Raw genomic sequence first — 26,770 nt, 5'->3', positions numbered from 1 at the left:
ATCCAGCCATCGGCAGCCCGGCGTAAGCGTCAGTACCGTTAACAGAAAATTCAATATGGACAATTGGTTTCCCACAATGTCCTCTGGGAGTGCTGGAATTATGGCTGAAACGCAAAACGATCCCCTGCTGCCGGGCTATTCGTTTAATGCTCATCTGGTGGCGGGTTTAACGCCTATTGATGCGGACGGTTACCTCGATTTTTTTATCGACCGGCCGCTGGGAATGAAAGGCTATATTCTCAATCTGACGATCCGCGGCGAAGGGGTGATCAACAATCACGGCAAACAGTTTGTCTGCCGCCCCGGTGATATCGTCCTGTTTCCCCCGGGTGAAATTCACCACTATGGTCGCCACACTGATGCAAAAGAGTGGTATCACCAGTGGGTTTATTTCCGGCCGCGCGCCTACTGGCATGAATGGCTGAGCTGGCCGACCATCTTCGGCCAGACCGGATTTTATCGCCCGGACGACGCTCATCAGGCCCGTTTTGCCGAGCTATTTGGCCAGATTATCGATGCCGGGCAGGGGGCCGGGCGTTACTCCGAGCTGCTGGCGATCAACCTGCTGGAACAGTTGTTGTTGCGGCGAATGGCGGCGATCAACGAATCCTTGCTCCCGCCGATGGATAACCGGGTGCGCGATGCGTGCCAGTACATCAGCGATCATCTGGCCGACCCTCATTTCGAAATTGCGCGTGTCGCCCAGCACGTCTGCCTGTCGCCGTCGCGGCTGTCGCACCTGTTTCGCCAGCAACTGGGCGTCAGCGTGTTGAGCTGGCGTGAGGATCAGCGCATCAGCCAGGCAAAACTGCTACTCAGCACCACGCGTATGCCGGTGGCAAGCGTCGGGCGCAATGTCGGTTTCGAAGATCAACTCTATTTTTCGCGCGTGTTTAAGAAATGTACGGGCGCCAGTCCGAGTGAGTTTCGTGCAGGCTGTGAATAAGCCGCCGGGCAGGGGGAAATAAGGACGTGCAGGGGCGCTATGGTGTATTATTTTGTTACAGGAAAGTAACGGCATAGCTTGACTCATCACCGAGTCCCTTTGAGAATCCCTGACTCCCTAAACTACCGGACGCGTTATGCAGGCACTGCTGGAGCACTTCATTACCCAATCGGCGATCTGGTCGCTCATCGCTGTCGCGCTGGTGGCCTTTCTTGAGTCGCTGGCGCTGGTCGGGCTGATCCTGCCGGGTACGGTCATGATGGCAGGGCTTGGCGCGCTGATCGGCAGCGGCGAAGTCAATTTCTGGCAGGCGTGGATGGCGGGTATCGTCGGTTGCCTGCTCGGTGACTGGATCTCTTTCTGGCTGGGGTGGCGGTTTAAAAAGCCGTTGCATCGCTGGTCTTTCATGAAAAAGAACAAAGCGCTGCTCGATAAAACCGAGCACGCGCTGCATCAACACAGCATGTTCACCATTCTGGTCGGCCGTTTTGTCGGGCCGACGCGTCCGCTGGTGCCGATGGTCGCAGGCATGCTGGATCTGCCGGTCTCTAAATTTGTGTTGCCCAACATTATTGGTTGCCTGTTCTGGCCGCCGCTCTATTTTATGCCGGGGATCCTGGCAGGCGCGGCGATCGATATCCCGTCCGATGTGCAAAGCGGCGGCTTTAAGTGGTTGCTGTTGCTGACGGCGGTACTGCTGTGGCTGGCGGCGTGGCTGTGCTGGCGGTTGTGGCGCAGCGACAAGTCGGGTACTGACCGCCTGAGTCATTATCTGTCTCGCGCTCGCCTGCTGTGGCTGGCGCCGTTGCTGTCAGGCATTGGTATCGTGGCGCTGGTGGCGGCGATCCGCCATCCATTGATGCCGGTCTATTTCGACATTCTGACCAGCGTCGTCAGCCGCTAACGGGTGATCCCGAGCAGCGATGATGCGCTGGCTTTTCCGCTCAGTAAATCGTCCGTTGCGCCGTCCCAGGCAATGCGCCCGTCGGCAACCACCAGCGAGCGCGGCGCGATCCGCGCGGCATCTTCCACACTGTGCGATACCATCAATAATGTGATCTGCTGCCGCTGGCAGACATTGCCGACCAGCGTCAGCATCTCCTGACGCAGCGCCGGGTCGAGAGCGGAGAACGGCTCATCCAGTAACAATACCGGCTGCTCGCGCACCAGACAGCGCGCCAGCGCCGCACGCTGACGCTGACCGCCGGAGAGCTCGCCCGGCAGGCGCTCCAGCAACGATTCAATCCCCATCTGACCGGCTATCACCTCCAGCTTATGCTGCTGTTCGGGCGTCAGCCGTAGCCCCGGATTTAGCCCGAGACCGATGTTTTGCCGCACGGTCAGATGGCTGAAAAGATTATTTTCCTGAAACAGCATTGAGACCGGACGGCGTGAGGGCGGCGTGTCGGTATGCGGCTGATTCTCGATAGTAATCGACCCCCGCACCGGGGTGAGAAAACCGGCAATCAGGTTCAGTAGTGTACTTTTGCCCGCGCCGCTTGGCCCCAGCACTGCGACCTGCTCGCCCTGCTGTACAGAGAGGGTGAAGCGCATCGGCAGATGCTGATAAAGCCAGGTGACATCATTCAGTTTTAACATCGCGCCCCGGTAGTTTTTCAATGATGGTAAATAGCAGAAAACAGAGGATCAGCAGCAGCAGGGCGGTGACTGCCCCGTCCTGGCTGCGGTAGGCGCCAATCTGCTGATAAAGATAGTAAGGGAGCGTGCGGAATGTCTCGTTGCCAAACAGAGCGACAACGCCGAAATCGCCGATCGACAGGACGCAGGCAAACGCCAGCGCCTGAGCGACAGGGCGTTTCAGCGCCCGCAACTCGACGATCCGCAAACGGGTAAATCCACTGAGCCCCAGCGACTGACACAGCGTGTTATACCGGGCGGTCAGGTCGCGCATCGGTGTTTCCAGCACTTTCAGGGCGTAAGGTATCGCCATCAACGCGTTGGTGAAGATCACAATACCATCAGCAGATTCCGGCAACCCCACCGTGTTATTGAGCAGCAGGAAGAAACCGGTCGCCAGCACGATACCGGGCATCGCCAGGATCAGCATGCCGCTGAGCTCCATCGCCTGACCGGCCAGCGAGTGGTTGCGGATGCGCAGCTCGCGGCTGCTCCACAGTAGCATCAGTGTGAGAATAACGCACAACACACCTGCTGACAGCGCGATGCGCAGCGACGTCCACAGCGCGTGCCACATCACCGGCTGCGCCAGCACATCCAGCACGTTGCAGTTAAGCCCGTCGATAATCACCGCGAAGATTGGCGGCAGCAGAAGCAGCAACGCGAGGATAATCAGCGTGGTATCGGCGATCCGGCTCCACAGCCGATCATCCGGATCGCGCCAGCCGCTCAGTTGCGAGTGACCGACGGCGATCGCTTTGCTCAGGCGCTGGCTCAGCAATACCAGCCCCAGACAGCAGATCATCTGCAACACCGCCAGCATTGCCGCTCGCCCGGGATCGTAATCAAAATTCAGCGCCTGGTAGATCGCCAGTTCGATAGTAGTTGCCTGCGGGCCGCCGCCCAGCGACAGCACCGTGGCAAAACTGGCAAAGCAGAGCATGAAAATGAGCGCCGCCACGGGTGGGATTTGCCGCCGCAGCCAGGGCCATTCCACCAGACGGAAAAAATCCCGGCCGCGCATGCCGAGCTGTGCGGCAATCTGCCGCTGCTCACCGGGGATCTGCTCCAGCGCCTGTAACAGCAGGCGGGTCGCCATCGGCATATTGAAAAAGATGTGCGCCAGCAGAATGCCCTGTAATCCGTAGGGCGAAAAGGTCCACTCCCACCCGGCGGCGTGGAACAGCCCGGCCAACCAGCCCTGACGGCCATACACGCTGAGGATGCCGAATACCGCCACCAGTACGGGTAAGATTAGCGTCATCGCGCATAACCGCAGCAGCGCGGCGCGCCCGGGAAAACGCCGCCGGTACAGGGCGCGGGCAAGAAAAATTGCGGGCGTTACGGACAGCACGGCGGACAGAAATGCCTGCCAGAATGAAAAACGTACCACGTGCCACAGGTAGCTATCCTGCAACAACTGCAGCCAGGATGCGGCGGGCGCGTTCAGCCACAGCGCAAAAAAGGCCGCCAGCGCCACGGCGACCATGATGAACGCCGCCGTGAGCCCTGGAAGTAGCCAGCCGGGAATTACTGGCTGACGGCGCGTTGCCATGTGCTGATCCACTGTTGACGCTCCGCCGCGACCTGTTGCGGCGTGAATTCCAGCGTGGTCTGCGGCTTCACCAGTTGGTCGAAACCGGCGGGCAACGTGACGTCCGTGACCGGGTACATCCAGTTTCCGGTCGGGATCGCATTCTGGAAGCCCGGTGACAGCATAAATTTCAGGAACTGTTCTGCCAGTTGCGGCTGTTTGCTGGAGGCGGTTCGCGCCGCCACTTCCACCTGCAGATAGTGGCCTTCTGTAAATGCTGCCGCGGCGTAGTGGTCTTTTTTCTCTTCAATGATGTGGTAAGCCGGAGAGGTGGTGTAGCTCAGCACCAGATCGCTTTCACCTTTCAGGAACAGACCGTAGGCTTCGCTCCAGCCTTTGGTTACCGTGACGGTTTTCGCCGCCAGTTTCTGCCAGGCTTCCGGCGCTTTGTCGCCATACACTTTTTGCATCCACAGCAGCAGCCCCAGCCCCGGCGTGCTGGTCCGCGGATCCTGATAGATCACGCGCCATTTCTGATCGCTTTCGACCAGCTCTTTCAGGCTTTTCGGCGGGTTTTTCAGTTTGTTTTTGTCATAGACAAACGCGAAGTAGCCGTAGTCGAATGGCACGAAAGTTTCGTCATTCCAGCCGCCAGGCACCTTCACGCTTTGCGCCGGAACGCCGCTCTTCGCGAACAGTCCGGTTTGCGTCGCTGCATCAAGCAGGTTGTTATCAAGACCCAGCACCACATCCGCTTTGCTGTTTTTCCCTTCCATCCGCAGGCGGTTGAGCAGGGAAACGCCATCTTCCAGTGTGACGTATTTCAGTTCACAGTTGCAGTCGGCTTCAAAGGCTTTTTTGACCGCCGGGCCCGGCCCCCAGTCAGCGGAGAAGGAGTCGTAGGTATAAACGGTCAGTATGGGTTTGGCGAAGACCGGCGCGGCAAGCAGCGCCAGTAATGGCAGACATTTTTTTAACACTTTGCACCTCAAAGAAAGAGTGGCAAAGGATTTTGAGCAAAGCCTCAAATCCCTTCGCCGGCGTTATCCGGATCAGGTTCGACGGGTATTTTCTCAGCCTGTATCAGCACCCCGTTGAGCACGCTTTAGTGTAATGATTTTGTAAGTATTCTGAAAGTATTAGGGTTCCGGGGGGGCAAACCACGCCGATTTAAAATCGAACCAGCCCAGCGTGTTCATCCGTACCCCGCGCATGCTGCGCTGACCCTGGATCATCAACCAGTGATGAATCAATGGGATAATGGCTCGCTGTTGCACCAGTTGCTGGCTCCAGTGTGCCTGATTCATTTCCCCGGCACGCCAGCGCGCGGCTTCTTTGTCCCATTCAACGGGAATACAGTTCTGAAACAGCGGCACTTCAAAAAGATGGGCAAAGAGGGAGAAATCCAGCGGCAACGTGAAGTTTGCACTGTTGAGCCACATGTCGCTCACCACTTCGCCGCGGTGCCACTCTTCGTAATCCAGCTCCTGAATCTCAAGTTTAACCTGATGCTGCGCCAGCAAGTGCGCCATGATATTGGCGATATAGTGATGCTCAATATGTTCGCGGTAATAGCTGAGCGTCAGCACTTCAAGCCCTGCCGGTTTTTCGCCTTTGCCGGGGCGGGCATGATGCCAGCGGGGCAGCATGCCGTACGCCGGAAACCAGTACCCCTGATACTGTTCATCAGCGTGATAAACCAGACTGGCAGGAGAGAGGATCTGGCTTATCCACTGTCGTACATCCTGACGCGCGCCTTTGCGCGACCGCGCATCAAACAGCATGTAATAGCACCCTTCTTCCAGACGGCTTTCCACGGCTTTTTCGCCTTCGGTCGGCCCTTCCAGCGTCAGGCCACAGGTCAGCTCTTCGCTGATTTCCGGCAGTACCCAGACGTTGACCTCGTCGATCAACGCCCGGTAGCCAAAATAATCATCAAAGGCATGGATCTTGAGCTGGTTCTGGTTGTTGCGGGCGACGGCGTAGGGGCCAGTACCGATCGGAATCGAGGAAAAATGGGGCAGCGACTCCCACTCTTTCGGCAGTATCATCGCCGGGATATGCCCCAGCAGCCAGGGAAGCCAGCGGTCGGGCTGCGACAGATGAATGTCCAGCGTCCAGGCGGTGGGCGAGACGATATGCGTGATATGGGAATAAAGCGGTAGCGTGTTAATTCGCTGAAGCGAGGTAATGATGTCGTCGATGTCCAGTTCGCGCCCGTGATGAAAATGGATACCGGGGCGCAGAAAAAAACGCCAGTGCAACGGTGAAAGCTGCTGCCAGTGGTGCGCGATATCCGCTTCCAGTTCCCCATTTTCCTCATTTATGCGCGTCAGGGCGCTGAAAATCTGCCTTGCGATATGGGTTTCCGAACGGCGCAGTGGCGTGCCGGGCAGTAAATTGCGCATAGGGCGGTAGTACAGGACGCGCAAAATGTGCCTGCCCTGACGAAAACTGCGTCCGAGGTGTGACACCAGCATCTGGCGGACAGTGGCTTTATCTCCCACCAGTTGCACGAGCTGATCGATGCGATCCTGCTCCAGCAGATCTTCTGCCCGCTGCTGCTGTAAGGCCAGCCCGGTGTAGAGGAACGTCAGTCGCGAGCGCTTGCCGCGCCCGGCTTCCGCCTCCCACGTCAGCCAGCCGCGTTCTTCCATGGTGTTCAGCAGGGTGCGCATGTGGCGGCGCGAACAACTGAGTAATTCAGCCAGTTCATTGAGGGTGGTTTCCTGCGACTTACCGTCGCAGCACTGCCATAAACGAATAAACTGTTGTTGCAAGCGAGCAGAAGACATAAAAGAGGAACTCCTGACAAAAACTCAGCAATTTATTAATCCCTATATTAAGCCAATAATGGTCTTCGATGAAGCGAGGAGGTGAATATGCAGAAGTCATCCACACGCCAGTTTTATCGCCAGTATTTTTTGGCGACGCAGGGAGCGTCATGGCTGGCCCGCCAGGTAGCAGGAGAGCGGTTGAAAATGCTCGAAGAGCTGATGCAGTGGGAAGTTACAACGCCGACTTCTGATTCTCATTGACTTGCCCTTATCATGTGTGACTGAGTATTGGTGCTACATTGCCACGCCAGCAGATGTTTTCTGCTGGCTTTTTTCGTACCCCTTTTCCGGTTAAGGATGATCCATGCTGTGGTTATTGACGATGGGGCGACGCCTCAATGGGGTCTATGCCGCTTTTATGCTGGTGGCGTTTATGATGGGCATTGCGGGGGCATTACAGGCACCGACGCTGAGTCTTTTCCTGAGCCGTGAAGTGGGCGCGCCGCCTTTCTGGGTCGGTCTGTTTTATACCGTTAACGCCATCGCCGGGATCCTGGTCAGCCTGTGGCTGGCAAAACGCTCCGACAGGCAGGGCGACCGCCGCAGATTAATTCTGTTTTGCTGCCTGATGGCCGTTGGTAACGCGCTGCTGTTCGCGTTTAATCGACATTATCTGACGCTGATTACCTGCGGCGTGCTGCTGGCGTCGCTGGCGAATACCGCGATGCCCCAACTTTTTGCTCTGGCGCGGGAATATGCGGATAACTCGGCGCGCGAAGTGGTGATGTTCAGCTCCGTCATGCGTGCCCAACTGTCACTGGCATGGGTGATTGGCCCGCCGCTGGCGTTCATGCTGGCGCTGAATTACGGTTTCACCATCATGTTTTCCATCGCTGCCGGCATTTTCGCGCTGAGCCTGGTGATGATAGCCGTGGCGCTACCGTCGGTGGCGAGAGTGGAACAACCTGCCGATGTCGCCGTGACGCAAATCAGCGGCTGGAATGATAAAAACGTACGCATGCTGTTTATCGCCTCCACGCTGATGTGGACCTGTAACACCATGTACATCATTGATATGCCGCTGTGGATTAGCAGCGAATTAGGACTGCCTGACCGCCTTGCGGGCGTATTGATGGGCACTGCGGCGGGGCTGGAAATTCCGGCGATGATCCTCGCCGGGTATTACGTCAAACGTATCGGCAAACGGCGGATGATGATCACTGCGGTGATGGCAGGGGTATTGTTCTATGTTGGCCTGATTTTATTTCACAGCCATACGGCGCTGCTGCTGTTGCAGGGGTTTAATGCCATCTTCATCGGCATTATCGCCGGTATCGGCATGCTGTGGTTTCAGGACCTGATGCCAGGACGAGCGGGTTCCGCGACCACGCTGTTTACTAACAGTATCTCCACGGGAGTGATCCTCGCCGGGGTGATCCAGGGCGCGCTGGCGCAAAGCTACGGCCATGGTCGGGTGTACTGGGCGATTGCCGCGATTTCGCTGGTGACGCTGTTTCTCACCAGTCGCGTGAAGGATGTCTGACTTCTTGCAGAAAAAGCCTCACCTGACGCGACGTCGAAGTGAGGCTTAAATGCCACAACGGTATTTACTGGCCCGCTGCGGCGGGCCAGTAATCTCATCACCCCATAAATGCAGGTTGTTTGTGCTCGTATGCGGCGATGGCGTCTTCATGCTGCAGCGTCAGGCCAATGCTGTCGAGGCCATTCAGCATGCAGTGGCGGCGAAAATCGTCAATCTTAAAGCTGTAGGACTTATCGCCCGCTTTGACGACCTGTGCTTCCAGATCCACTTCAAACGTAATGCCCGGATTCGCCTGTACCAGTGCAAACAGCTCATCGACCTGTGCATCGCTCAGCGTGACTGGCAGCAACTGGTTGTTAAAGCTGTTGCCATAGAAAATATCCGCGAAGCTTGGGGCGATGACCACTTTAAAACCGTAATCGGTTAACGCCCACGGCGCATGCTCGCGTGACGAACCGCAGCCGAAATTTTCCCGCGCCAGCAAAATGGACGCGCCTTTGTATTGCGGGAAATTGAGTACGAATTCAGGATTCGGCTGTTGACCTTTATCGTCCAGAAAACGCCAGTCGTTGAACAGATGAGCGCCAAAGCCGGTGCGTGTGACCTTCTGCAAAAATTGCTTAGGAATGATCGCGTCGGTATCGACATTGGCGGCATCTAAAGGAACCACCAGGCCCGTGTGTTGGGTAAATTTCTCTGCCATGTGGGGCTCCTTATTTGATGCTGCGAATGTCGGCGAAATGGCCGGAGACAGCAGCGGCTGCCGCCATTGCCGGGCTCACCAGATGGGTGCGACCACCGCGGCCCTGGCGACCTTCAAAGTTACGGTTGCTGGTGGAGGCACAGCGCTCGCCCGGGTTCAGACGATCATTGTTCATCGCCAGGCACATTGAGCAGCCCGGCAAACGCCATTCGAAACCGGCTTCGATGAAAATCTTATCCAGCCCTTCCGCTTCCGCCTGGGCTTTAACCGGACCAGACCCCGGGACTACCAGCGCCTGCACGCCCGGCGCCACTTTCCGCCCTTTGGCGACTTCCGCGGCAGCGCGCAAATCTTCAATGCGCGAGTTGGTGCAAGAGCCGATAAAGACCTTGTCGATCGCCACTTCCGTCAGCGGAATGCCAGGTTTGAGGCCCATATAAGCCAGCGCTTTTTCGGCTGATGCACGTTCAACCGGATCGGCAAAAGAGGCCGGATCAGGAACGGCGTCGGTGACGGAAATCACCTGGCCTGGGTTGGTACCCCAGGTCACCTGCGGCGCAATCTCTTCCGCCTGTAACGTCACGACAGTATCAAATTGGGCGTTATCGTCAGTTTTCAGCGTCTTCCAGTAGGCCACGGCGTCGTCAAAATCCTTACCTTTTGGCGCGTGCAGGCGGCCCTTCACATAATTGAAGGTGGTTTCATCAGGCGCGACCAGGCCTGCTTTAGCACCCATTTCGATAGCCATATTGCACAGGGTCATGCGACCTTCCATGCTCAGTGCGCGAATTGCCTCGCCGCAGAATTCCACCACGTGACCGGTACCGCCCGCACTGCCGGTTTTGCCGATGATCGCCAGCACGATATCTTTGGCGGTGATCCCCGGGGCGGCTTTGCCTTTCACTTCGATCTTCATGGTTTTCGCGCGGCCCTGTTTCAGGGTTTGCGTCGCCAGCACGTGTTCAACTTCGGACGTGCCGATCCCGAATGCCAGCGCGCCAAATGCCCCGTGCGTGGCAGTGTGGGAGTCGCCGCAGACGATGGTCATGCCCGGCAGCGTAATACCCTGTTCCGGCCCCATCACGTGGACAATCCCCTGATACGGGTGATTCAGGTCATACAGTTCAACGCCAAATTCATTGCAGTTTTTAATCAGTTCCTGCATCTGAATGCGAGCCATTTCGCCGGAAGCATTGATATCTTTGGTTTGTGTGGAGACGTTATGATCCATCGTCGCAAAGGTTTTTGCCGGTTGACGCACAGGACGGTTATGCGCACGCAGACCATCAAACGCCTGTGGTGAGGTCACTTCATGCACCAGATGACGGTCAATGTACAGTAACGGGGTCTCGTTTGTCGCTTCATAAACCACGTGAGCATCAAACACTTTTTCGTATAACGTTTTCGCCATGATTACACCCCTTCAGCGACATAGCGGGCAATAATGTCACCCATTTCATCGGTACTGACCGCCGCGCCACCGCGGGCTAAGTCGCCGGTACGGACACCTTCTTCTAACGCGCGGTTAATGGCGTTTTCAATCGCCACTGCCGCCTCTTCCGCCCCCAGGCTGTAGCGCAACAGCAGCGCCAGCGACAGGATCTGCGCAATCGGGTTGGCAATGTTCTTCCCGGCGATATCCGGTGCGGAGCCGCCCGCCGGTTCATACAGGCCAAAGCCCTGTTCATTCAGGCTGGCTGACGGCAGCATGCCCATCGAGCCGGTGATCATCGCACACTCATCCGAGAGAATGTCGCCGAACAGGTTAGAGCACAGCAGCACGTCAAACTGCGATGGATCTTTAATCAACTGCATGGTGGCGTTGTCGATGTACATATGCGCCAGCTCAACATCCGGATACTCGCGGGCGATTTCGTTGACGATCTCACGCCACAAAATAGATGACTGCAACACATTGGCTTTATCAATGGAGGTGACTTTGCGGCGACGCTTGCGAGCGGATTCAAAGGCGATACGGGCAATGCGCTCGATTTCAAAACGATGATACACCTCGGTATCAAAGGCTTTTTCATACTGACCGCTACCTTCACGACCTTTCGGCTGACCGAAGTAAATTCCGCCCGTCAGTTCGCGGACGCACAGAATATCGAAGCCTTCAGCGGCGATGTCGGCGCGCAACGGGCAGAATTCTTCCAGACCCTGATACAGTCTGGCCGGACGCAAGTTGCTGAACAGCTTAAAGTGCTTACGCAACGGCAGCAGCGCGCCGCGCTCAGGCTGTTCGGCAGGGGGCAGATGCTCCCATTTCGGGCCACCCACGGAGCCAAACAACACCGCATCGGCATTTTCACAGCCTTCAATGGTGGCCTGCGGCAGTGGCGTGCCTTGTTTGTCGATAGCGATGCCACCGACGTCATAATGACTGGTGGTGATTCGCATCGCAAAACGCTGGCGAACGGCATCCAGTACCTTCAGGGCTTGCGCCATCACTTCCGGGCCAATGCCATCACCCGGCAAAACGGCAATATGGTAATTCTTCGACATCACACGGTTTCCTTGTTGTTCTCATTATTCTGAGCTTTGCGTTGCAGCTCTTTTTCGACTTCAGCGGCGCGCCAGATGCTGTTCAGGACATGAACCATCGCTTTAGCGGAGGATTCCACGATGTCGGTCGCCAGACCCACGCCGTGGAAACGACGGCCGTTGTAATTCGCCACGATATCGACCTGGCCCAGGGCGTCTTTCCCCTGGCCTTTGGCGCTCAGGCCATATTTGACCAGTTCGATGTTGTAGTTAGTGATACGGTTAATGGCCTGGTAGATAGCATCAACCGGACCGTTACCGTTCGCCGCTTCGGCTTTAATCTCATCGCCGCAGGCCAGTTTGACGGAGGCAGTAGCAATATCGCTGGAGCCGGACTGGACGCTGAAGTAGTCCAGACGGAAGTGCTCTGGCTCTTCCTGCTGTTTATTAATGAACGCCAGTGCTTCCAGATCGTAATCAAAGACCTGGCCTTTTTTATCCGCCAGCTTCAGGAACGCATCGTACAGATGGTCCATGTTGTAATCGGTCTCTTTATAGCCCATCTCTTCCATGCGATGTTTCACCGCCGCACGGCCGGAGCGGGAGGTCAGGTTCAGTTGCATCTGATTCAGGCCGATCGATTCCGGCGTCATGATTTCGTAGTTTTCACGATTCTTCAGCACGCCATCCTGATGGATCCCGGAGGAGTGGGCGAAAGCACCGGTGCCGACAATCGCTTTGTTGGCCGGAACCGGCATATTGCAGATCTGGCTGACAGTCTGGCTGGTACGCCAGATTTCATGGTGATTGATGTTGGTGTGCACGTTCATGATGTCTTTGCGCACTTTGATGGCCATGATCACTTCTTCCAGCGAGCAGTTACCGGCACGCTCGCCGATGCCGTTCATCGCCCCTTCAACCTGACGTGCGCCTGCATGCACTGCGGCAATGGCGTTGCCGACCGCCAGGCCTAAATCGTCGTGGGTATGCACAGAGATGATGGCTTTATCGATATTAGGGACCCGCTCGTACAGGCCGGTAATAATATTGGCGAACTCAAACGGCATGGTGTAGCCGACAGTGTCCGGGATATTAATGGTTCTTGCCCCGGCATTGATCGCGGCTTCAACCACTCGCGACAGATCCTCAATCGGCGTACGACCAGCGTCTTCACACGAGAATTCCACGTCATCGGTGTAATTGCGCGCGCGGGTGACCATATAAATGGCACGCTCAATGACCTCGTCCAGCGTGCTGCGCAGCTTGGTGGCGATATGCATGGGCGAAGTGGCGATAAAGGTATGAATACGGAACGCTTCGGCGACTTTTAATGATTCCGCCGCAACGTCGATGTCATTTTCCACACAGCGGGCCAGCGCACAAACGCGGCTGTTTTTCACCTGACGGGCGATGGTTTGCACTGATTCAAAATCACCAGGTGAAGAGACCGGAAACCCGACTTCCATCACGTCGACGCCCATACGTTCGAGGGCCAAAGCAATCTGCAGCTTCTCTTTTACGCTCAGGCTTGCCTGTAATGCCTGTTCACCGTCACGTAAGGTAGTATCAAAAATAATGACTTGCTGGCTCATGGTTTAGGTCCTTGATTGTCTTTGGCGCCTTGCTACGAGCATAAAAAAACCCGCGCAATGGCGCGGGTTTGATTCGTTACCGGAAGATGACTTATCGCAAAACGTCGCCCACCAGACTACCGCGCACAAAAGAGGCGTTTAGTAGTAGTAGGCTGGTGAAACGTGACGTGCGATTCATTAATGTCATACTCCAGATGAATTCGATATGCTTTTAGTGGTACTGGATACGCCGTTTGATGTCAACCCCTGGCCGTGAAAACCCGCCTGATGAATGATGGCATTCGGGGTGTTGTTTTAGCTTATTGTGCTGATGAGGCTGCTGCGCGCAGAATAACGCGTTTATCTTTTTGCGATGCTTTTCATATTTTGAATCATTTTTATAAATTTGCTTGCGTATGCAAAAGGAAAATATCTCACAAACAATAAACATATCTGTATGAATCATTTAAGTTTATTTGCAGGGAAGATAAGTCTAAAAAAAGACTTTAATTAATTTGATAAATAATTGTTAAGCAAATTGTGTTTTGCTAAATATACATTTTAATTTTTCTAAACGTTGAGTGCGTTTCCAGTGGATTGATTATTTATGTGGTTTATGAGTAAACTTTGCTCATAAGGTATAAGTTATACTTTTGCCCTGGGGAGGCCATATTTCGCGTTTTTTCGGTCTTTGGTTGGTGATGTTTCTTTATGTTTTCCTAATTTTTATTATTTCTCTTTTGTAGATTTTATATGCATGGTAAATCATATTGTCAGAATTTATTATTGCATTAATGCAAAGGGAGTTTAGCGTGACTGTGGAGTTAGAAATGCCCGTGGAAAAAATTGAGCGCCAGACGAGACAGCTGGAAGTGAAAAAACCACAGCTTCGCATGGTGGATTTAAATTTATTGACCGTCTTTGATGCGGTTATGCAGGAGCAAAATATTACGCGCGCGGCGCATATGCTGGGGATGTCGCAGCCTGCGGTGAGTAATGCCGTCGCGCGGCTCAAAGTGATGTTTAACGATGAGCTGTTTGTGCGCTATGGCCGTGGTATTCAGCCAACGGCGAGGGCGTATCAGCTGTTTGGGTCAGTTCGCCAGGCATTGCAACTGGTGCAAAATGAGCTGCCGGGGTCCGAATTCGAACCTATCAGTAGCGAGCGTGTTTTTAATCTTTGTGTCTGCAGTCCGCTGGATAACTTTTTGACCTCGCTTATTTTTAACCGGGTCAGAGAAATTGCGCCGAATATCCATCTGGTATTTAAGTCATCCTTAAATAAGAATACAGAGCATCAGCTACGTTACCAGGAAATCGAATTTGTTCTGGGATATGAAGAGTTTCGTCGCCCGGAATTTTCCTGCACACCGCTGTTTAAAGATGAAATGGTATTAGTCGCCAGCCGTAAACACCCACGGCTGAGCGGGCCGCTTAAAGAAAGTGATGTGTATAAAGAAGAACATGCGGTGGTTTCTCTGGACCGTTATGCTTCCTTTAGCCAGCCATGGTATGACACTGCAGATAAACAAGCCTGCATCGCCTATCAGGGAATGGCATTAACCAGCGTATTGAATGTGGTGTCGCAAACACAAATGGTGGCGATTGCGCCGCGCTGGCTGGCAGAAGAGTTTTCTGATTCTCTGGATCTTCAATTATTACCCTTACCATTAAAACTCAACAGCCGGACCTGTTATCTTTCCTGGCATGAAGCGGCGGGGCGTGATAAAGGCCATCAGTGGATGGAAGAGTTATTGGCTTCTATTTGTCTGCGGTAATTCTCGTGCTAGCAAACAGAGCGCACATACGCTCTGTTTGTTTTGTGTGTAAGAAAATATCCAGCATTTTATTCTGTTTCTTGCTGAGGGTTATCGGCAGCGCAAAGCAAAAAATGGATCATTTCCTGTTCTTTTCCTGTTATCCCGAGTAATGACTATCCTCTTTCCCTGTCATTGAAGCTTTTCACCATTTTCTTAACGCTTGCCTGGTATTTCTTCTTTTTCGTCGGACGCTATCAACGTCGGGGCGAATTGCCTGCCTGAAAGTGAGCGGTTATGTTAATTGAATATAATTATCGACGAGGGTTTTCGTCTCGTCAGACGCGCGTGTGGAAATGAATTCTGCATCGCCAAACAAAGCCTGGAGGCAAGTCATGGAGATGTTGTCTGGAGCCGAGATGGTTGTCCGATCGCTTGTCGATCAGGGCGTGAAGCAAGTGTTCGGCTACCCCGGTGGGGCTGTCCTTGATATCTACGATGCGTTACATACCCTCGGCGGCATCGAGCATGTGCTGGTACGGCACGAGCAGGCAGCGGTGCATATGGCCGACGGACTGGCGCGTGCGACGGGGGAAGTGGGCGTGGTACTGGTCACCTCAGGCCCGGGTGCCACCAATGCGATTACTGGCATAGCGACGGCCTATATGGATTCGGTACCACTGGTGGTGTTGTCCGGGCAGGTCGCGACCTCGCTGATTGGCTACGATGCCTTCCAGGAGTGTGACATGGTGGGGATTTCCCGCCCGGTGGTGAAACATAGCTTCCTGGTCAAACAAACCGAAGATATTCCCGGCGTGCTGAAAAAAGCGTTCTGGCTGGCGGCCAGCGGTCGTCCGGGGCCGGTGGTGGTGGATCTGCCAAAAGATATCCTTAACCCGCAAAACAAGCTGCCGTACGTCTGGCCGGACACGGTGAGCATGCGCTCCTACAACCCGACAACAACCGGCCATAAAGGGCAGATTAAACGCGCGTTGCAAACGCTGATTGCGGCGAAAAGACCGGTGGTGTATGTCGGTGGCGGGGCAATCAATGCCGAATGTGGCGAACAACTCAAAACGCTGATTGAAAAACTCAATCTGCCGGTGGCCTCTTCATTAATGGGACTGGGCGCGTTTCCGGGCACACATCGTCATTCACTGGGCATGCTGGGTATGCACGGGACGTACGAAGCGAACATGACGATGCATCATTCTGATGTGATTTTTGCTGTTGGCGTGCGCTTTGACGATCGCACCACTAACAATCTGGCGAAATATTGCCCGGATGCCACCGTACTGCACATCGATATCGATCCCACGTCGATTTCCAAAACCGTACCGGCGGATATCCCGATTGTGGGCGATGCCCGGCTGGTGCTGGAGCAGATGCTTGAACTGCTGGAGCAGGAAGAGGCGGTACAGCCGCTGGATGATATCCGCGACTGGTGGCAGCGAATCGAGCAGTGGCGCGCCCGGCAGAGCCTGAAATATGACACCCAGAGCCCGTCGATTAAGCCACAGGCGGTTATTGAAACCCTCTGGCGGCTGACCAACGGGGACGCGTACGTCACCTCCGATGTCGGTCAGCATCAGATGTTCGCCGCACTCTATTACCCGTTTGATAAGCCGCGTCGCTGGATCAACTCCGGTGGTCTCGGCACCATGGGGTACGGCCTGCCAGCTGCGCTTGGCGTGAAGATGGCGCTGCCTGACGAAACGGTGATCTGCGTGACCGGCGATGGCAGTATTCAGATGAACATTCAGGAGCTGTCAACGGCGCTGCAGTACGAACTGCCGGTGTTGGTCGTAAACCTGAACAACCGCTATCTCGGCATGGTGAAACAGTGGCAGGACATGATCTACTCAGGCCGCCACTCGCAATCTTATATGAAATCCCTGCCGGACTTTGTGGCGCTGGCACAGGCCTATGGTCACGTCGGCATTCAGATCAACCAGCCCGATGAACTGGAAGCGAAGCTGGCGCAAGCGCTGGAGACGGTGCGCAACCAGCGGCTGGTGTTTGTCGATGTCACTGTTGATGGAAGTGAGCACGTTTATCCGATGCAAATTCGCGGTGGCGGAATGGATGAAATGTGGCTGAGCAAAACGGAGAGAACCTGACTATGCGCCGGATATTATCAGTATTACTGGAAAACGAATCGGGCGCCCTGTCGCGCGTCATTGGTCTCTTTTCACAGCGAGGCTACAACATTGAAAGCCTGACCGTCGCGCCGACGGATGACCCAACGCTTTCCCGCATGACGATTCAGACCGTCGGTGACGAGCAGGTCATCGAACAGATCGAAAAACAGTTGCACAAGCTGGTGGATGTGCTGCGGGTCAGCGAACTGGGGCAGGGGTCGCACGTCGAGCGTGAGATTATGCTGGTCAAAGTGCAGGCCAGCGGATATGGTCGCGAAGAGGTAAAACGCAACACTGAAATTTTCCGCGGGCAGATTATCGACGTCACGCCGTCTATTTATACTGTCCAGCTGGCCGGTACCAGCGACAAACTCGATGCGTTCCTTGCCACATTGCGCGATGTGGCGCGTATTGTTGAAGTGGCGCGCTCTGGCGTGGTGGGCCTTTCTCGTGGTGAGAAGATCATGCGATAAGCCCCACTGATGAATTAAAATGTAGCCTGACACCACCGGTCAGGCTTTTTTTTTGCGAATCCAGTGGGAAGAGTCAATAAAAGCGGTTGCCGCAGTTATCATTCTGCGCTTAGATGTTAATAAATTTTACCCATACCTTCGCGAAGGTTATGGATTGTACAAGTTAAGCAAGGGGCAATTGTGAAACTGGATGAAATCGCCCGGCTTGCCGGTGTCTCCCGGACGACGGCGAGCTATGTGATTAACGGTAAAGCTAAGCAGTATCGCGTTAGTGATAAAACCGTCGAAAAAGTGATGGCTGTGGTGCGTGAGCATAACTACCATCCGAACGCGGTGGCTGCCGGGCTCCGTGCAGGACGCACTCGTTCTATTGGTCTGGTGATCCCTGATCTGGAGAACACCAGCTATACCCGTATCGCTAATTACCTGGAGCGTCAGGCGCGTCAGCGCGGCTATCAGTTGCTGATTGCCTGCTCGGAAGATCAGCCGGATAACGAAATGCGCTGTATCGAGCATCTGTTACAGCGTCAGGTAGATGCGATTATCGTTTCCACCTCCTTGCCGCCAGAGCATCCTTTCTACCAGCGCTGGGCGAACGACAATTTCCCCATTGTGGCGCTTGATCGCGCGCTCGATCGCGAACACTTCACCAGCGTCGTCGGCGCCGATCAGGACGATGCCGAAATGCTGGCCTCGGAGCTGCGTAAATTCCCGGCGGAAACTGTTCTTTATCTTGGCGCGTTGCCGGAGCTCTCCGTCAGTTTCCTGCGTGAGCAAGGGTTCCGTACCGCCTGGAAAGACGATCCGCGTGAAGTGAATTATCTGTATGCCAACAGCTACGAGCGCGAAGCCGCCGCGCAATTGTTCGATAAATGGCTGGAAACGAATCCGATGCCGCAGGCGCTGTTCACCACGTCGTTTGCACTGTTGCAGGGCGTCATGGATGTTACGCTGCGTCGTGAAGGCAAGTTGCCGCCGGAGCTGGCCATCGCCACCTTTGGCGATCATGAACTGTTGGATTTCCTGCAATGCCCGGTGCTGGCGGTTGCCCAGCGTCACCGCGATGTCGCAGAGCGCGTGTTAGAAATCGTCCTGGCGAGCCTCGATGAACCGCGTAAACCGAAACCGGGGCTGAGCCGTATTCGTCGTAATCTTTATCGTCGTGGCAGTTTGAGCCGTCGTTAAGCGAAAAAACGATGCGCTAATGAAAAAAAGTAAGGGATTATTTGATATTCAGATAATTCCTTACTTTTCCCAGGGATCTAATTCAAATCGTGTTAAATCTCTCCAGAAACGCAGCGCTATCCGCCCGGAAAAGAATATTGCTGTATTATTTTGTTACACCCTTCGCGGATTTGTCCAATTAACAAACACTTCTTCAGAAAACCCATCGCCTCACATGCTATCCCGTAGAAAAATGGCGGCTCCCCACGCTCAGAAGGGCTGTTATCGCGTCCGGGAATGTCCTAAAATGCCGCGCACGTCGCAAACTGACACTTTATATTTTCGCTCGATGATATTGAGTTTCTTTTAACGAGCATGAACAGATTTGTTTTTTTTCTTACAACTATTCATAGCGTTAATTTGCCTCGTTTGGTGGACATAAATTAAACAGGGCGAATATCTGCCGCCATTATTGGGTTTTTTAACTCTGTTAGCGTCAGTGCTGGCTTGACAAGCTTTTCCTCCGCTCCGTAAACTCTTTTAGGTGGGAATTTGTGGGTGAAAGTGGAGAAAAGGGGTGAGGCTGGCATGTTCCGTGGGGCAACGTTAGTCAATCTCGACAGCAAGGGTCGCTTATCGATACCTACGCGGTATCGCGATCGGCTGGTCGAAAACGCTTCCGGTTTAATGGTTTGCACCATTGACATCCATCACCCGTGCCTGCTGCTTTACCCACTTCCCGAATGGGAAATTATCGAGCAAAAACTGTCGCGCCTGTCGAGCATGAATCAGGCCGAGCGCCGCGTACAGCGTTTGCTGCTTGGACATGCAAGCGAATGTCAGATGGACAACGCCGGTCGTTTACTGATTGCACCGGTTTTACGGCAACATGCCGGACTGACCAAAGAAGTGATGCTGGTCGGGCAGTTCAACAAATTTGAGCTGTGGGACGAAACGACCTGGTATCAACGGGTCAAGGAAGATATAGACGCTGAGCAGTCCGCATCCGGAGAGTTGTCGGATCGGCTGCAGGATTTGTCCTTATAAATGATGGAAAACTTTAAACATACGACGGTACTGCTGGATGAGGCCGTAAATGGCCTGAATATTCGTCCTGATGGTATCTACATCGATGGCACCTTTGGTCGCGGCGGTCATTCGCGACTGATTCTTTCGCAACTGGGCGCGGAAGGACGTCTGCTGGCTATCGATCGGGATCCGCATGCGATCGCCGAAGCACAGCGCATTGACGATCCCCGCTTTTCCATTGTGCATGGTCCCTTTTCCGCGCTGGGTGACTACATTGCCGAGCGCGACCTTACTGGCAAGATCGATGGCATTCTTCTCGATCTTGGCGTCTCTTCACCGCAGCTTGACGACGCTGAGCGCGGTTTTTCCTTTATGCGCGATGGTCCGCTGGACATGCGCATGGATCCGACACGCGGACAATCCGCTGCTGAATGGCTGCTGAACGCTGACGAAGCTGACATCGCCTGGGTGATTAAAACCTTTGGCGAAGAGCGTTTCGGTAAGCGCATTGCCCGCGCCATCGTAGAGCGTAACCGCGAACAGCCGATGACCCGCACCAAAGAGCTGGCCGAGGTTGTTGCTGCGGCGACGCCGGTGAAGGACAAATTCAAACATCCCGCGACCCGTACCTTCCAGGCGGTGCGCATCTGGGTGAACAGTGAACTGGAGGAGATAGAGCAGGCGCTAAAAAGCTCGATCGACGTGCTGGCCCCGGGTGGGCGGCTCTCCATCATCAGTTTCCACTCGCTGGAAGACCGTATTGTGAAACGCTTTATGCGTGAGCAAAGCCGCGGTCCGCAGGTTCCGGCAGGGCTACCGATGACAGAAGAGCAACTCAGGAAGCTGGGTGGTCGTCATTTTCGGGCGTTAGGCAAGATGTTGCCGGGCGAAGATGAAGTGGCAGAGAATCCACGCGCTCGTAGTTCAGTGCTGCGTATCGCAGAAAGGACGAACGCATGATCAGCAGAGTGTCAGAGGCCTTAAGCAAAGTAAAAGGATCGATTGGAAGCAACGAGCGCCATGCCTTGCCTGGCGTGATCGGTGACGATCTTTTGCGGTTTGGGAAGCTGCCACTCTGCTTGTTCATTTGCATCATTGTGACCGCGGTGACGGTGGTGACCACGGCGCACCATACGCGCCTGTTGACCGCGCAACGCGAACAAATGGTTCTGGAACGCGACGCTCTGGACATCGAGTGGCGCAACCTGATCCTCGAAGAGAACGCGCTCGGTGATCACAGCCGGGTTGAGCGGATCGCGACAGAAAAACTGCAGATGCAGCATGTCGATCCGTCACAAGAGAATATCGTGGTACAGAAATAAGGATTACGGCGACGCATGAAAGCAGCGGCAAAGACGCTAAAACCGAAACGTCAGGAAGAACAGGCCAACTTTATCAGTTGGCGTTTTGCGTTGCTTTGCGGTTGTATCTTGCTGGCACTGGTTTTCCTGCTGGGCCGCGTAGCTTGGTTGCAGATCGTTAACCCTGACATGCTGGTACGCCAGGGTGACATGCGCTCCCTGCGCGTTCAGGAAGTTTCCACCTCCCGCGGCATGATCACCGACCGCTCTGGTCGCCCGCTGGCGGTCAGCGTGCCGGTGAAAGCGATCTGGGCCGATCCCAAAGAATTACATGACGCAGGCGGCATCAGCCTCGATAACCGCTGGAAGGCACTCGCCGACGCGCTGAAAATCCCGTTGGATCAGCTGGCGTCGCGGGTGAATGCGAATCCGAAAGGGCGCTTTATCTATCTGGCGCGTCAGGTTAACCCGGACATGGCGGATTACATCAAAAAGCTGAAACTGCCGGGGATTCATCTGCGCGAAGAATCTCGCCGCTATTATCCGTCAGGCGAAGTGACCGCTCACCTCATTGGCTTCACCAACGTCGACAGCCAGGGGATTGAAGGCGTCGAGAAGAGCTTCGATAAGTGGCTGACGGGCCAGCCGGGCGAGCGCATCGTGCGTAAAGACCGCTATGGTCGCGTCATTGAAGATATCTCCTCCACCGACAGCCAGGCCGCACACAACCTGGCATTGAGCATTGATGAGCGCCTGCAGGCGCTGGTATATCGTGAACTGAATAACGCCGTGGCGTTCAACAAAGCGGAATCCGGCAGCGCAGTGCTGGTAGACGTGAACACCGGCGAAGTACTGGCGATGGCGAACAGCCCGTCGTACAACCCGAACAACTTTACCGGGACGGCGAAAGACGCGATGCGTAACCGGGCGATTACCGACGTGTTTGAACCGGGTTCGACGGTGAAACCGATGGTCGTCATGACGGCGCTGCAACGTGGGATCGTCAACGAAAACAGCGTCCTGAACACCATTCCATACCGAATTAACGGCCACGAAATCAAAGACGTGGCGCGCTACAGCGAATTAACCCTGACCGGGGTATTACAGAAGTCGAGTAACGTCGGTGTCTCCAAGCTGGCGTTAGCGATGCCGTCCTCAGCGTTAGTAGACACTTACTCACGTTTTGGGCTGGGAAAGGCGACCAATTTGGGGTTGGTCGGAGAACGCAGTGGCTTATATCCTCAAAAACAACGGTGGTCTGACATAGAGAGGGCCACCTTCTCTTTCGGCTACGGGCTAATGGTAACGCCGTTACAGTTAGCGCGAGTCTACGCAACCATCGGCAGCTACGGCATCTATCGCCCGCTGTCGATTACTAAGGTTGATCCTCCGGTTCCGGGTGAGCGTGTCTTCCCGGAACCGCTCGTTCGTACCGTCGTCCACATGATGGAAAGCGTTGCACTGCCTGGCGGTGGCGGTGTGAAGGCGGCGATCAAAGGCTATCGCATCGCGATTAAAACCGGTACGGCGAAAAAAGTAGGGCCAGATGGCCGCTACATCAACAAATATATTGCTTACACCGCGGGCGTTGCGCCAGCGAGCCAGCCGCGTTTTGCGCTGGTCGTGGTCATCAACGATCCACAGGCAGGTAAATACTACGGTGGCGCCGTTTCTGCGCCGGTGTTCGGTGCCATCATGGGCGGTGTATTACGCACCATGAACATTGAACCGGATGCGCTGGCAACGGGCGAGAAAAGTGAATTTGTGATTAATCAAGGCGAGGGGACAGGTGGCAGATCGTAATTTGCGCGACCTTCTTGCTCCGTGGGTGCCGAACGCACCGGAGCGAGCACTGCGAGAGATGACGCTTGACAGCCGTGTGGCTGCGTCGGGCGATCTCTTCGTTGCGGTGTTGGGTCATCAGGCGGACGGGCGTCGATATATCCCGCAGGCGATTGCGCAAGGTGTTGCTGCCATTATTGCTGAGGCAAAAGATGAAGCCGCCGATGGCGAAATCCGTGAAATGCACGGAGTACCGGTTATTTACCTCAGCCAGTTAAACGAGCGCTTATCCGCGCTTGCCGGCCGTTTCTATCACGAACCTTCCGACCATCTGCGACTGGTGGGCGTGACCGGCACCAACGGAAAAACCACCACTACGCAATTACTGGCGCAATGGGCGCAACTGCTCGGCGAGACCGGCGCGGTGATGGGCACCGTCGGTAACGGTTTGCTGGGCAAAGTGGTGCCGACAGAAAACACCACCGGTTCTGCCGTTGATGTACAGCACGTGCTGTCAGGTCTGGCAGGGCAAGGGGCAACTTTCGCCGCGATGGAAGTCTCTTCCCACGGTCTGGTGCAACATCGCGTGGCGGCGCTGAAGTTTGCCGCTTCCGTGTTTACCAACCTCAGCCGTGACCATCTCGATTATCACGGCGACATGGAACATTACGAAGCGGCGAAATGGCTGCTTTATTCCACGCACCACTGCGGTCAGGCCATCATCAACGCCGATGACGACGTGGGTCGCCGCTGGCTGGCGAAACTGCCGGATGCCGTTGCGGTGTCGATGGAAGAGAGTATTAACCCGAACTGCCATGGCCGTTGGCTGAAGGCGACCGCCGTGAATTATCACGACAGCGGCGCCACCATTCAGTTTGATTCCAGCTGGGGCACCGGTGAAATCGAAAGCCGTCTGATGGGCGCTTTTAACGTCAGCAACCTGTTGCTGGCGCTGGCGACGCTGCTGGCGCTGGGTTATCCGCTGGCGAGTCTGCTGAAAACGGCGGCGCGTCTGCAGCCGGTTTGCGGACGTATGGAAGTATTTACTGCGCCGGGGAAACCCGCGGTAGTGGTGGATTATGCCCACACGCCGGATGCGCTGGAGAAAGCGCTGGAAGCGGCACGTCTGCACTGCACAGGCAAGCTGTGGTGCGTCTTTGGCTGCGGCGGCGATCGCGACAAAGGCAAGCGTCCGTTAATGGGGGCGATTGCCGAACAGTTCGCGGATATCGTGGTTGTTACCGACGACAATCCGCGTACCGAAGAGCCGCGGGCGATCATCAACGATATTCTGGCTGGCATGGTTGATGCCGGGCGCGCGATGGTCAAAGAGGGCCGCGCGGAAGCGGTCACCAACGCCATCATGCAGGCCAAAGAGAATGATGTGGTGCTGGTCGCTGGTAAAGGCCATGAAGATTATCAGATCGTGGGTGCCCGTCGTCTCGATTACTCCGACCGTGTGACCGCGGCGCGTCTGCTGGGAGTGGTCGCATGATTAGCGTAACGCTACGCCAGTTGGCCGACGTGCTGCGCGGCGAATTGCACGGTCAGGATCTGACGATTGACACCGTGACTACCGACACGCGCCAGCTGACGGCCGGCTGTCTGTTTGTGGCGCTGAAAGGCGAACGATTTGACGCCCACGATTTTGCCGACCAGGCGAAAGCGGGCGGGGCCGGCGCATTGCTGGTGAGCCGTAAACTGGACTGTGATTTGCCGCAGGTGGTGGTGAAAGATACCCGCCTGGCGTTTGGCGAACTGGGCGCCTGGGTGCGCCAGAACGTACCGGCACGCGTGGTTGCGCTGACCGGTTCATCCGGCAAAACCTCCGTAAAAGAGATGACGGCCGCGATCCTCAATCAGTGCGGCAATACGCTTTATACCGCCGGAAACCTCAATAATGACATCGGCGTGCCGATGACCTTGTTGCGCCTGACGAAAGCGCATCAGTTTGCGGTGATTGAACTGGGGGCGAACCACCAGGGCGAAATTGCCTGGACTGTGGGTTTGACGCGCCCGGAAGCCGCGCTGGTCAATAACCTGGCGGCGGCGCACCTGGAAGGCTTTGGTTCGCTGGCGGGTGTGGCAAAAGCAAAAGGTGAGATTTATACCGGTCTGTCAGAGAACGGCATCGCCATTATGAATGCCGATAACAATGACTGGCTGAACTGGCAGAGCGTGATTGGCAACCGTAAGGTCTGGCGTTTTTCCCCGAATGCGGCGAACAGCGATTTTACCGCCACCAACATTCATGTGACCAGCCACGGTACGGAATTCACCCTGCAAACCCCGAACGGCAGCATGGATGTTCTGTTGCCGCTGCCGGGTCGTCACAATATCGCTAACGCGCTGGCGGCAACTGCGCTGGCGATGGCGGTCGGTGCCGATCTCCAGGCGGTGAAAACGGGGCTGGCAAGTTTAACGTCGGTGCCGGGGCGTTTGTTCCCGATCCCGCTGGCTGAGAACAAGCTGCTGCTGGACGACTCCTATAACGCTAACGTCGGCTCCATGACGGCGGCGGTGCAGGTGTTATCGGAAATGCCGGGTTACCGCGTTCTGGTGGTTGGCGATATGGCGGAGTTGGGCGCTGAAAGCGAAGCCTGCCATGTTCAGGTTGGCGAAGCGGCAAAAACTGCCGGTCTCGACCGCGTGCTGAGCGTGGGTAAACTGAGCCAGGCAATTAGCGATGCCAGCGGCGTGGGCGAACATTTTGCCGATAAAGCGGCGTTGATTACCCGTCTTCGCAGCATTGTAGAAGAAAAACAAATGATAACTATTTTAGTGAAGGGTTCACGTAGTGCCGCCATGGAAGAGGTAGTACGCGCATTACAGGAGAACGGGACATGTTAGTGTGGCTGGCCGAACATTTGGTCAAATATTATTCCGGCTTTAACGTCTTTTCCTATTTGACGTTTCGCGCCATTGTCAGCCTGCTGACTGCGCTGTTCATCTCATTGTGGATGGGCCCGCGCATGATTGCCCGTCTGCAAAAACTGTCGTTTGGTCAGGTTGTGCGTAACGACGGTCCGGAATCGCACTTCAGCAAGCGCGGTACGCCGACCATGGGCGGGATTATGATCCTCACCGCGATTGTGGTGTCCGTCCTGCTGTGGGCATATCCGTCTAACCCGTACGTCTGGTGCGTGCTGGTCGTGCTGATCGGTTACGGCATCATCGGCTTTGTCGATGACTACCGCAAAGTGGTGCGCAAAGATACCAAAGGGCTTATCGCCCGCTGGAAGTATTTCTGGATGTCGGTGATTGCACTGGGCGTGGCGTTCGCGCTGTACCTCGCCGGAAAAGACACGCCCGCCACCGAACTGGTGGTGCCGTTCTTTAAGGATGTCATGCCGCAACTGGGGCTGTTTTACGTGCTGCTGGCGTACTTTGTCATCGTGGGTACCGGCAACGCCGTCAACCTCACAGACGGTCTCGACGGGCTGGCGATTATGCCGACGGTATTTGTCGCGGGAGGTTTCGCTCTGGTGGCGTGGGCGACCGGTAACATGAACTTCGCCAGCTACCTGCACATTCCGTATTTACGCCATGCCGGCGAACTGGTGATCGTTTGTACGGCGATTGTCGGCGCAGGTTTAGGATTTTTGTGGTTTAACACCTACCCGGCCCAGGTTTTCATGGGCGATGTTGGTTCTCTGGCGCTGGGCGGCGCGCTGGGCATTATCGCCGTGCTGCTGCGTCAGGAGTTCCTGCTGGTCATTATGGGTGGGGTGTTCGTGGTGGAAACCCTGTCGGTCATCCTGCAGGTGGGCTCCTTTAAGCTGCGCGGTCAGCGCATCTTCCGTATGGCGCCGATTCATCACCACTATGAACTGAAAGGCTGGCCAGAACCGCGTGTTATCGTGCGTTTCTGGGTGATTTCGCTGATGCTGGTCCTGATTGGTCTGGCAACGCTGAAGGTACGTTAAT

The 26,770-nt window shown here is 55.3% G+C and carries 24 protein-coding genes and 1 riboswitch; of the genes, 15 read left to right on the top strand and 9 right to left on the bottom strand.

Annotation, left to right across the window (positions count from 1 at the left end):
* Positions 1–100: 100 nt before the first annotated feature.
* Together araC and QMG90_RS17875 are read left to right on the top strand one after the other, a co-directional pair.
* Positions 101–946 (top strand): arabinose operon transcriptional regulator AraC, encoded by an 846-nt coding sequence (araC, locus tag QMG90_RS17880; protein WP_283280979.1) that lies wholly within the window; start codon positions 101–103, stop codon positions 944–946.
* Between the two features lie 136 nt (positions 947–1,082).
* Positions 1,083–1,850: a DedA family protein gene (locus QMG90_RS17875; RefSeq protein ID WP_283280977.1), complete on the top strand. Its 768-nt coding sequence runs from the start codon at positions 1,083–1,085 to the stop codon at positions 1,848–1,850.
* Here QMG90_RS17875 and thiQ read toward each other — a convergent pair.
* From thiQ to sgrR, 4 genes are all read right to left on the bottom strand, one after another.
* Positions 1,847–2,545, bottom strand: coding sequence for a thiamine ABC transporter ATP-binding protein ThiQ (thiQ, locus tag QMG90_RS17870; RefSeq protein ID WP_283280976.1), 699 nt, complete (start codon positions 2,543–2,545; stop codon positions 1,847–1,849). The two genes, QMG90_RS17875 and thiQ, sit on opposite strands and share 4 nt — an antisense overlap.
* Complete coding sequence (thiP, locus tag QMG90_RS17865; RefSeq protein ID WP_283280975.1) at positions 2,529–4,139, bottom strand: thiamine/thiamine pyrophosphate ABC transporter permease ThiP; 1,611 nt, start codon at positions 4,137–4,139, stop codon at positions 2,529–2,531. The genes thiQ and thiP overlap by 17 nt, the downstream gene beginning before the upstream one ends.
* Complete coding sequence (gene thiB / locus QMG90_RS17860) at positions 4,115–5,098, bottom strand: thiamine ABC transporter substrate binding subunit (RefSeq protein ID WP_283280974.1); 984 nt, start codon at positions 5,096–5,098, stop codon at positions 4,115–4,117. Before thiB ends, thiP begins: the two co-directional genes overlap by 25 nt.
* 31 nt (positions 5,099–5,129) lie before the next feature.
* Positions 5,130–5,222: riboswitch (TPP riboswitch) on the bottom strand.
* A gap of 35 nt (positions 5,223–5,257) precedes the next feature.
* Positions 5,258–6,913, bottom strand: coding sequence for an HTH-type transcriptional regulator SgrR (gene sgrR / locus QMG90_RS17855; RefSeq protein ID WP_283280973.1), 1,656 nt, complete (start codon positions 6,911–6,913; stop codon positions 5,258–5,260).
* Between the two features lie 87 nt (positions 6,914–7,000).
* Here sgrR and sgrT point away from each other — a divergent pair, with 87 nt between their 5' ends.
* Complete coding sequence (sgrT, locus tag QMG90_RS17850) at positions 7,001–7,156, top strand: glucose uptake inhibitor SgrT (RefSeq protein WP_283280972.1); 156 nt, start codon at positions 7,001–7,003, stop codon at positions 7,154–7,156.
* 103 nt (positions 7,157–7,259) lie between these two features.
* Entirely contained in the window at positions 7,260–8,438 is a 1,179-nt protein-coding gene (locus QMG90_RS17845) for a sugar efflux transporter (RefSeq protein ID WP_283280971.1), read from the top strand.
* Between the two features lie 97 nt (positions 8,439–8,535).
* Here the strand turns inward: QMG90_RS17845 and leuD are convergent, their stop codons facing one another.
* The 5 genes from leuD to leuL form a co-directional block, all read right to left on the bottom strand.
* Entirely contained in the window at positions 8,536–9,141 is a 606-nt protein-coding gene (leuD, locus tag QMG90_RS17840; RefSeq protein ID WP_283280970.1) for a 3-isopropylmalate dehydratase small subunit, read from the bottom strand.
* A 10-nt stretch (positions 9,142–9,151) separates the two neighbouring features.
* Entirely contained in the window at positions 9,152–10,552 is a 1,401-nt protein-coding gene (gene leuC / locus QMG90_RS17835; protein ID WP_283280969.1) for a 3-isopropylmalate dehydratase large subunit, read from the bottom strand.
* A gap of 2 nt (positions 10,553–10,554) precedes the next feature.
* A complete protein-coding gene (leuB, locus tag QMG90_RS17830; protein WP_283280968.1) occupies positions 10,555–11,646 on the bottom strand; it encodes a 3-isopropylmalate dehydrogenase in 1,092 nt (363 codons plus the stop codon).
* Positions 11,646–13,217 carry a 2-isopropylmalate synthase gene (gene leuA, locus QMG90_RS17825; protein WP_283280966.1) on the bottom strand — a complete coding sequence of 524 codons (1,572 nt, stop codon included), beginning with the start codon at positions 13,215–13,217 and terminating at the stop codon, positions 11,646–11,648. The genes leuB and leuA overlap by 1 nt, the downstream gene beginning before the upstream one ends.
* 91 nt (positions 13,218–13,308) lie before the next feature.
* Complete coding sequence (gene leuL, locus QMG90_RS22585; protein ID WP_419096667.1) at positions 13,309–13,395, bottom strand: leu operon leader peptide; 87 nt, start codon at positions 13,393–13,395, stop codon at positions 13,309–13,311.
* 613 nt (positions 13,396–14,008) lie between these two features.
* Between leuL and leuO the strand changes: the two genes are divergently transcribed.
* The 11 genes from leuO (at position 14,009) to mraY (ending at position 26,769) form a co-directional block, all read left to right on the top strand.
* Positions 14,009–14,974: a transcriptional regulator LeuO gene (leuO, locus tag QMG90_RS17820; protein WP_283280964.1), complete on the top strand. Its 966-nt coding sequence runs from the start codon at positions 14,009–14,011 to the stop codon at positions 14,972–14,974.
* A 374-nt stretch (positions 14,975–15,348) separates the two neighbouring features.
* Complete coding sequence (gene ilvI / locus QMG90_RS17815) at positions 15,349–17,073, top strand: acetolactate synthase 3 large subunit (protein WP_283280963.1); 1,725 nt, start codon at positions 15,349–15,351, stop codon at positions 17,071–17,073.
* Between the two features lie 2 nt (positions 17,074–17,075).
* Positions 17,076–17,567 carry an acetolactate synthase small subunit gene (gene ilvN, locus QMG90_RS17810; RefSeq protein ID WP_049849829.1) on the top strand — a complete coding sequence of 164 codons (492 nt, stop codon included), beginning with the start codon at positions 17,076–17,078 and terminating at the stop codon, positions 17,565–17,567.
* A 180-nt stretch (positions 17,568–17,747) separates the two neighbouring features.
* The gene (gene cra, locus QMG90_RS17805; protein WP_049856551.1) at positions 17,748–18,752 is read left to right on the top strand and encodes a catabolite repressor/activator; all 1,005 of its coding nucleotides are present in this window, start codon (positions 17,748–17,750) and stop codon (positions 18,750–18,752) included.
* A 567-nt stretch (positions 18,753–19,319) separates the two neighbouring features.
* A complete protein-coding gene (gene mraZ / locus QMG90_RS17800) occupies positions 19,320–19,778 on the top strand; it encodes a division/cell wall cluster transcriptional repressor MraZ (RefSeq protein ID WP_038155647.1) in 459 nt (152 codons plus the stop codon).
* Entirely contained in the window at positions 19,779–20,720 is a 942-nt protein-coding gene (gene rsmH, locus QMG90_RS17795) for a 16S rRNA (cytosine(1402)-N(4))-methyltransferase RsmH (protein WP_283280961.1), read from the top strand.
* On the top strand, positions 20,717–21,082 hold the full coding sequence (ftsL, locus tag QMG90_RS17790; protein WP_038155644.1) for a cell division protein FtsL: 366 nt from the start codon (positions 20,717–20,719) through the stop codon (positions 21,080–21,082). Before rsmH ends, ftsL begins: the two co-directional genes overlap by 4 nt.
* A gap of 15 nt (positions 21,083–21,097) precedes the next feature.
* Complete coding sequence (gene ftsI / locus QMG90_RS17785; protein ID WP_283280959.1) at positions 21,098–22,864, top strand: peptidoglycan glycosyltransferase FtsI; 1,767 nt, start codon at positions 21,098–21,100, stop codon at positions 22,862–22,864.
* A complete protein-coding gene (gene murE / locus QMG90_RS17780; RefSeq protein ID WP_283280958.1) occupies positions 22,851–24,338 on the top strand; it encodes a UDP-N-acetylmuramoyl-L-alanyl-D-glutamate--2,6-diaminopimelate ligase in 1,488 nt (495 codons plus the stop codon). Before ftsI ends, murE begins: the two co-directional genes overlap by 14 nt.
* Positions 24,335–25,693, top strand: a complete 1,359-nt coding sequence (gene murF / locus QMG90_RS17775) for a UDP-N-acetylmuramoyl-tripeptide--D-alanyl-D-alanine ligase (protein WP_283280957.1) — start codon at positions 24,335–24,337, stop codon at positions 25,691–25,693. The genes murE and murF overlap by 4 nt, the downstream gene beginning before the upstream one ends.
* Positions 25,687–26,769, top strand: a complete 1,083-nt coding sequence (mraY, locus tag QMG90_RS17770; protein WP_283280956.1) for a phospho-N-acetylmuramoyl-pentapeptide-transferase — start codon at positions 25,687–25,689, stop codon at positions 26,767–26,769. The genes murF and mraY overlap by 7 nt, the downstream gene beginning before the upstream one ends.
* Position 26,770 lies beyond the last annotated feature (1 nt).

The sequence above is a fragment of the Trabulsiella odontotermitis genome, assembly GCF_030053895.1.
Taxonomy (GTDB): Bacteria; Pseudomonadota; Gammaproteobacteria; order Enterobacterales; family Enterobacteriaceae; genus Trabulsiella; species Trabulsiella odontotermitis_C.
The sequence above is the reverse complement of the archived record's forward strand: the minus strand, read 5'-3'. Positions and strand labels throughout refer to the sequence as shown.

What these genes read in the sequence shown, in the direction of transcription:
- araC (WP_283280979.1), top strand. Translation starts at nt 101, where the DNA reads ATGGCTGAAACGCAAAACGATCCCCTGCTGCCGGGCTATTCGTTTAAT.
- QMG90_RS17875 (WP_283280977.1), top strand. Translation starts at nt 1,083, where the DNA reads ATGCAGGCACTGCTGGAGCACTTCATTACCCAATCGGCGATCTGGTCG.
- thiQ (WP_283280976.1), bottom strand. Translation starts at nt 2,545, where the DNA reads ATGTTAAAACTGAATGATGTCACCTGGCTTTATCAGCATCTGCCGATG.
- thiP (WP_283280975.1), bottom strand. Translation starts at nt 4,139, where the DNA reads ATGGCAACGCGCCGTCAGCCAGTAATTCCCGGCTGGCTACTTCCAGGG.
- sgrR (WP_283280973.1), bottom strand. Translation starts at nt 6,913, where the DNA reads ATGTCTTCTGCTCGCTTGCAACAACAGTTTATTCGTTTATGGCAGTGC.
- sgrT (WP_283280972.1), top strand. Translation starts at nt 7,001, where the DNA reads ATGCAGAAGTCATCCACACGCCAGTTTTATCGCCAGTATTTTTTGGCG.
- QMG90_RS17845 (WP_283280971.1), top strand. Translation starts at nt 7,260, where the DNA reads ATGCTGTGGTTATTGACGATGGGGCGACGCCTCAATGGGGTCTATGCC.
- leuD (WP_283280970.1), bottom strand. Translation starts at nt 9,141, where the DNA reads ATGGCAGAGAAATTTACCCAACACACGGGCCTGGTGGTTCCTTTAGAT.
- leuC (WP_283280969.1), bottom strand. Translation starts at nt 10,552, where the DNA reads ATGGCGAAAACGTTATACGAAAAAGTGTTTGATGCTCACGTGGTTTAT.
- leuB (WP_283280968.1), bottom strand. Translation starts at nt 11,646, where the DNA reads ATGTCGAAGAATTACCATATTGCCGTTTTGCCGGGTGATGGCATTGGC.
- leuA (WP_283280966.1), bottom strand. Translation starts at nt 13,217, where the DNA reads ATGAGCCAGCAAGTCATTATTTTTGATACTACCTTACGTGACGGTGAA.
- leuL (WP_419096667.1), bottom strand. Translation starts at nt 13,395, where the DNA reads ATGAATCGCACGTCACGTTTCACCAGCCTACTACTACTAAACGCCTCT.
- ilvI (WP_283280963.1), top strand. Translation starts at nt 15,349, where the DNA reads ATGGAGATGTTGTCTGGAGCCGAGATGGTTGTCCGATCGCTTGTCGAT.
- ilvN (WP_049849829.1), top strand. Translation starts at nt 17,076, where the DNA reads ATGCGCCGGATATTATCAGTATTACTGGAAAACGAATCGGGCGCCCTG.
- mraZ (WP_038155647.1), top strand. Translation starts at nt 19,320, where the DNA reads ATGTTCCGTGGGGCAACGTTAGTCAATCTCGACAGCAAGGGTCGCTTA.
- rsmH (WP_283280961.1), top strand. Translation starts at nt 19,779, where the DNA reads ATGATGGAAAACTTTAAACATACGACGGTACTGCTGGATGAGGCCGTA.
- ftsL (WP_038155644.1), top strand. Translation starts at nt 20,717, where the DNA reads ATGATCAGCAGAGTGTCAGAGGCCTTAAGCAAAGTAAAAGGATCGATT.
- ftsI (WP_283280959.1), top strand. Translation starts at nt 21,098, where the DNA reads ATGAAAGCAGCGGCAAAGACGCTAAAACCGAAACGTCAGGAAGAACAG.
- murF (WP_283280957.1), top strand. Translation starts at nt 24,335, where the DNA reads ATGATTAGCGTAACGCTACGCCAGTTGGCCGACGTGCTGCGCGGCGAA.
- mraY (WP_283280956.1), top strand. Translation starts at nt 25,687, where the DNA reads ATGTTAGTGTGGCTGGCCGAACATTTGGTCAAATATTATTCCGGCTTT.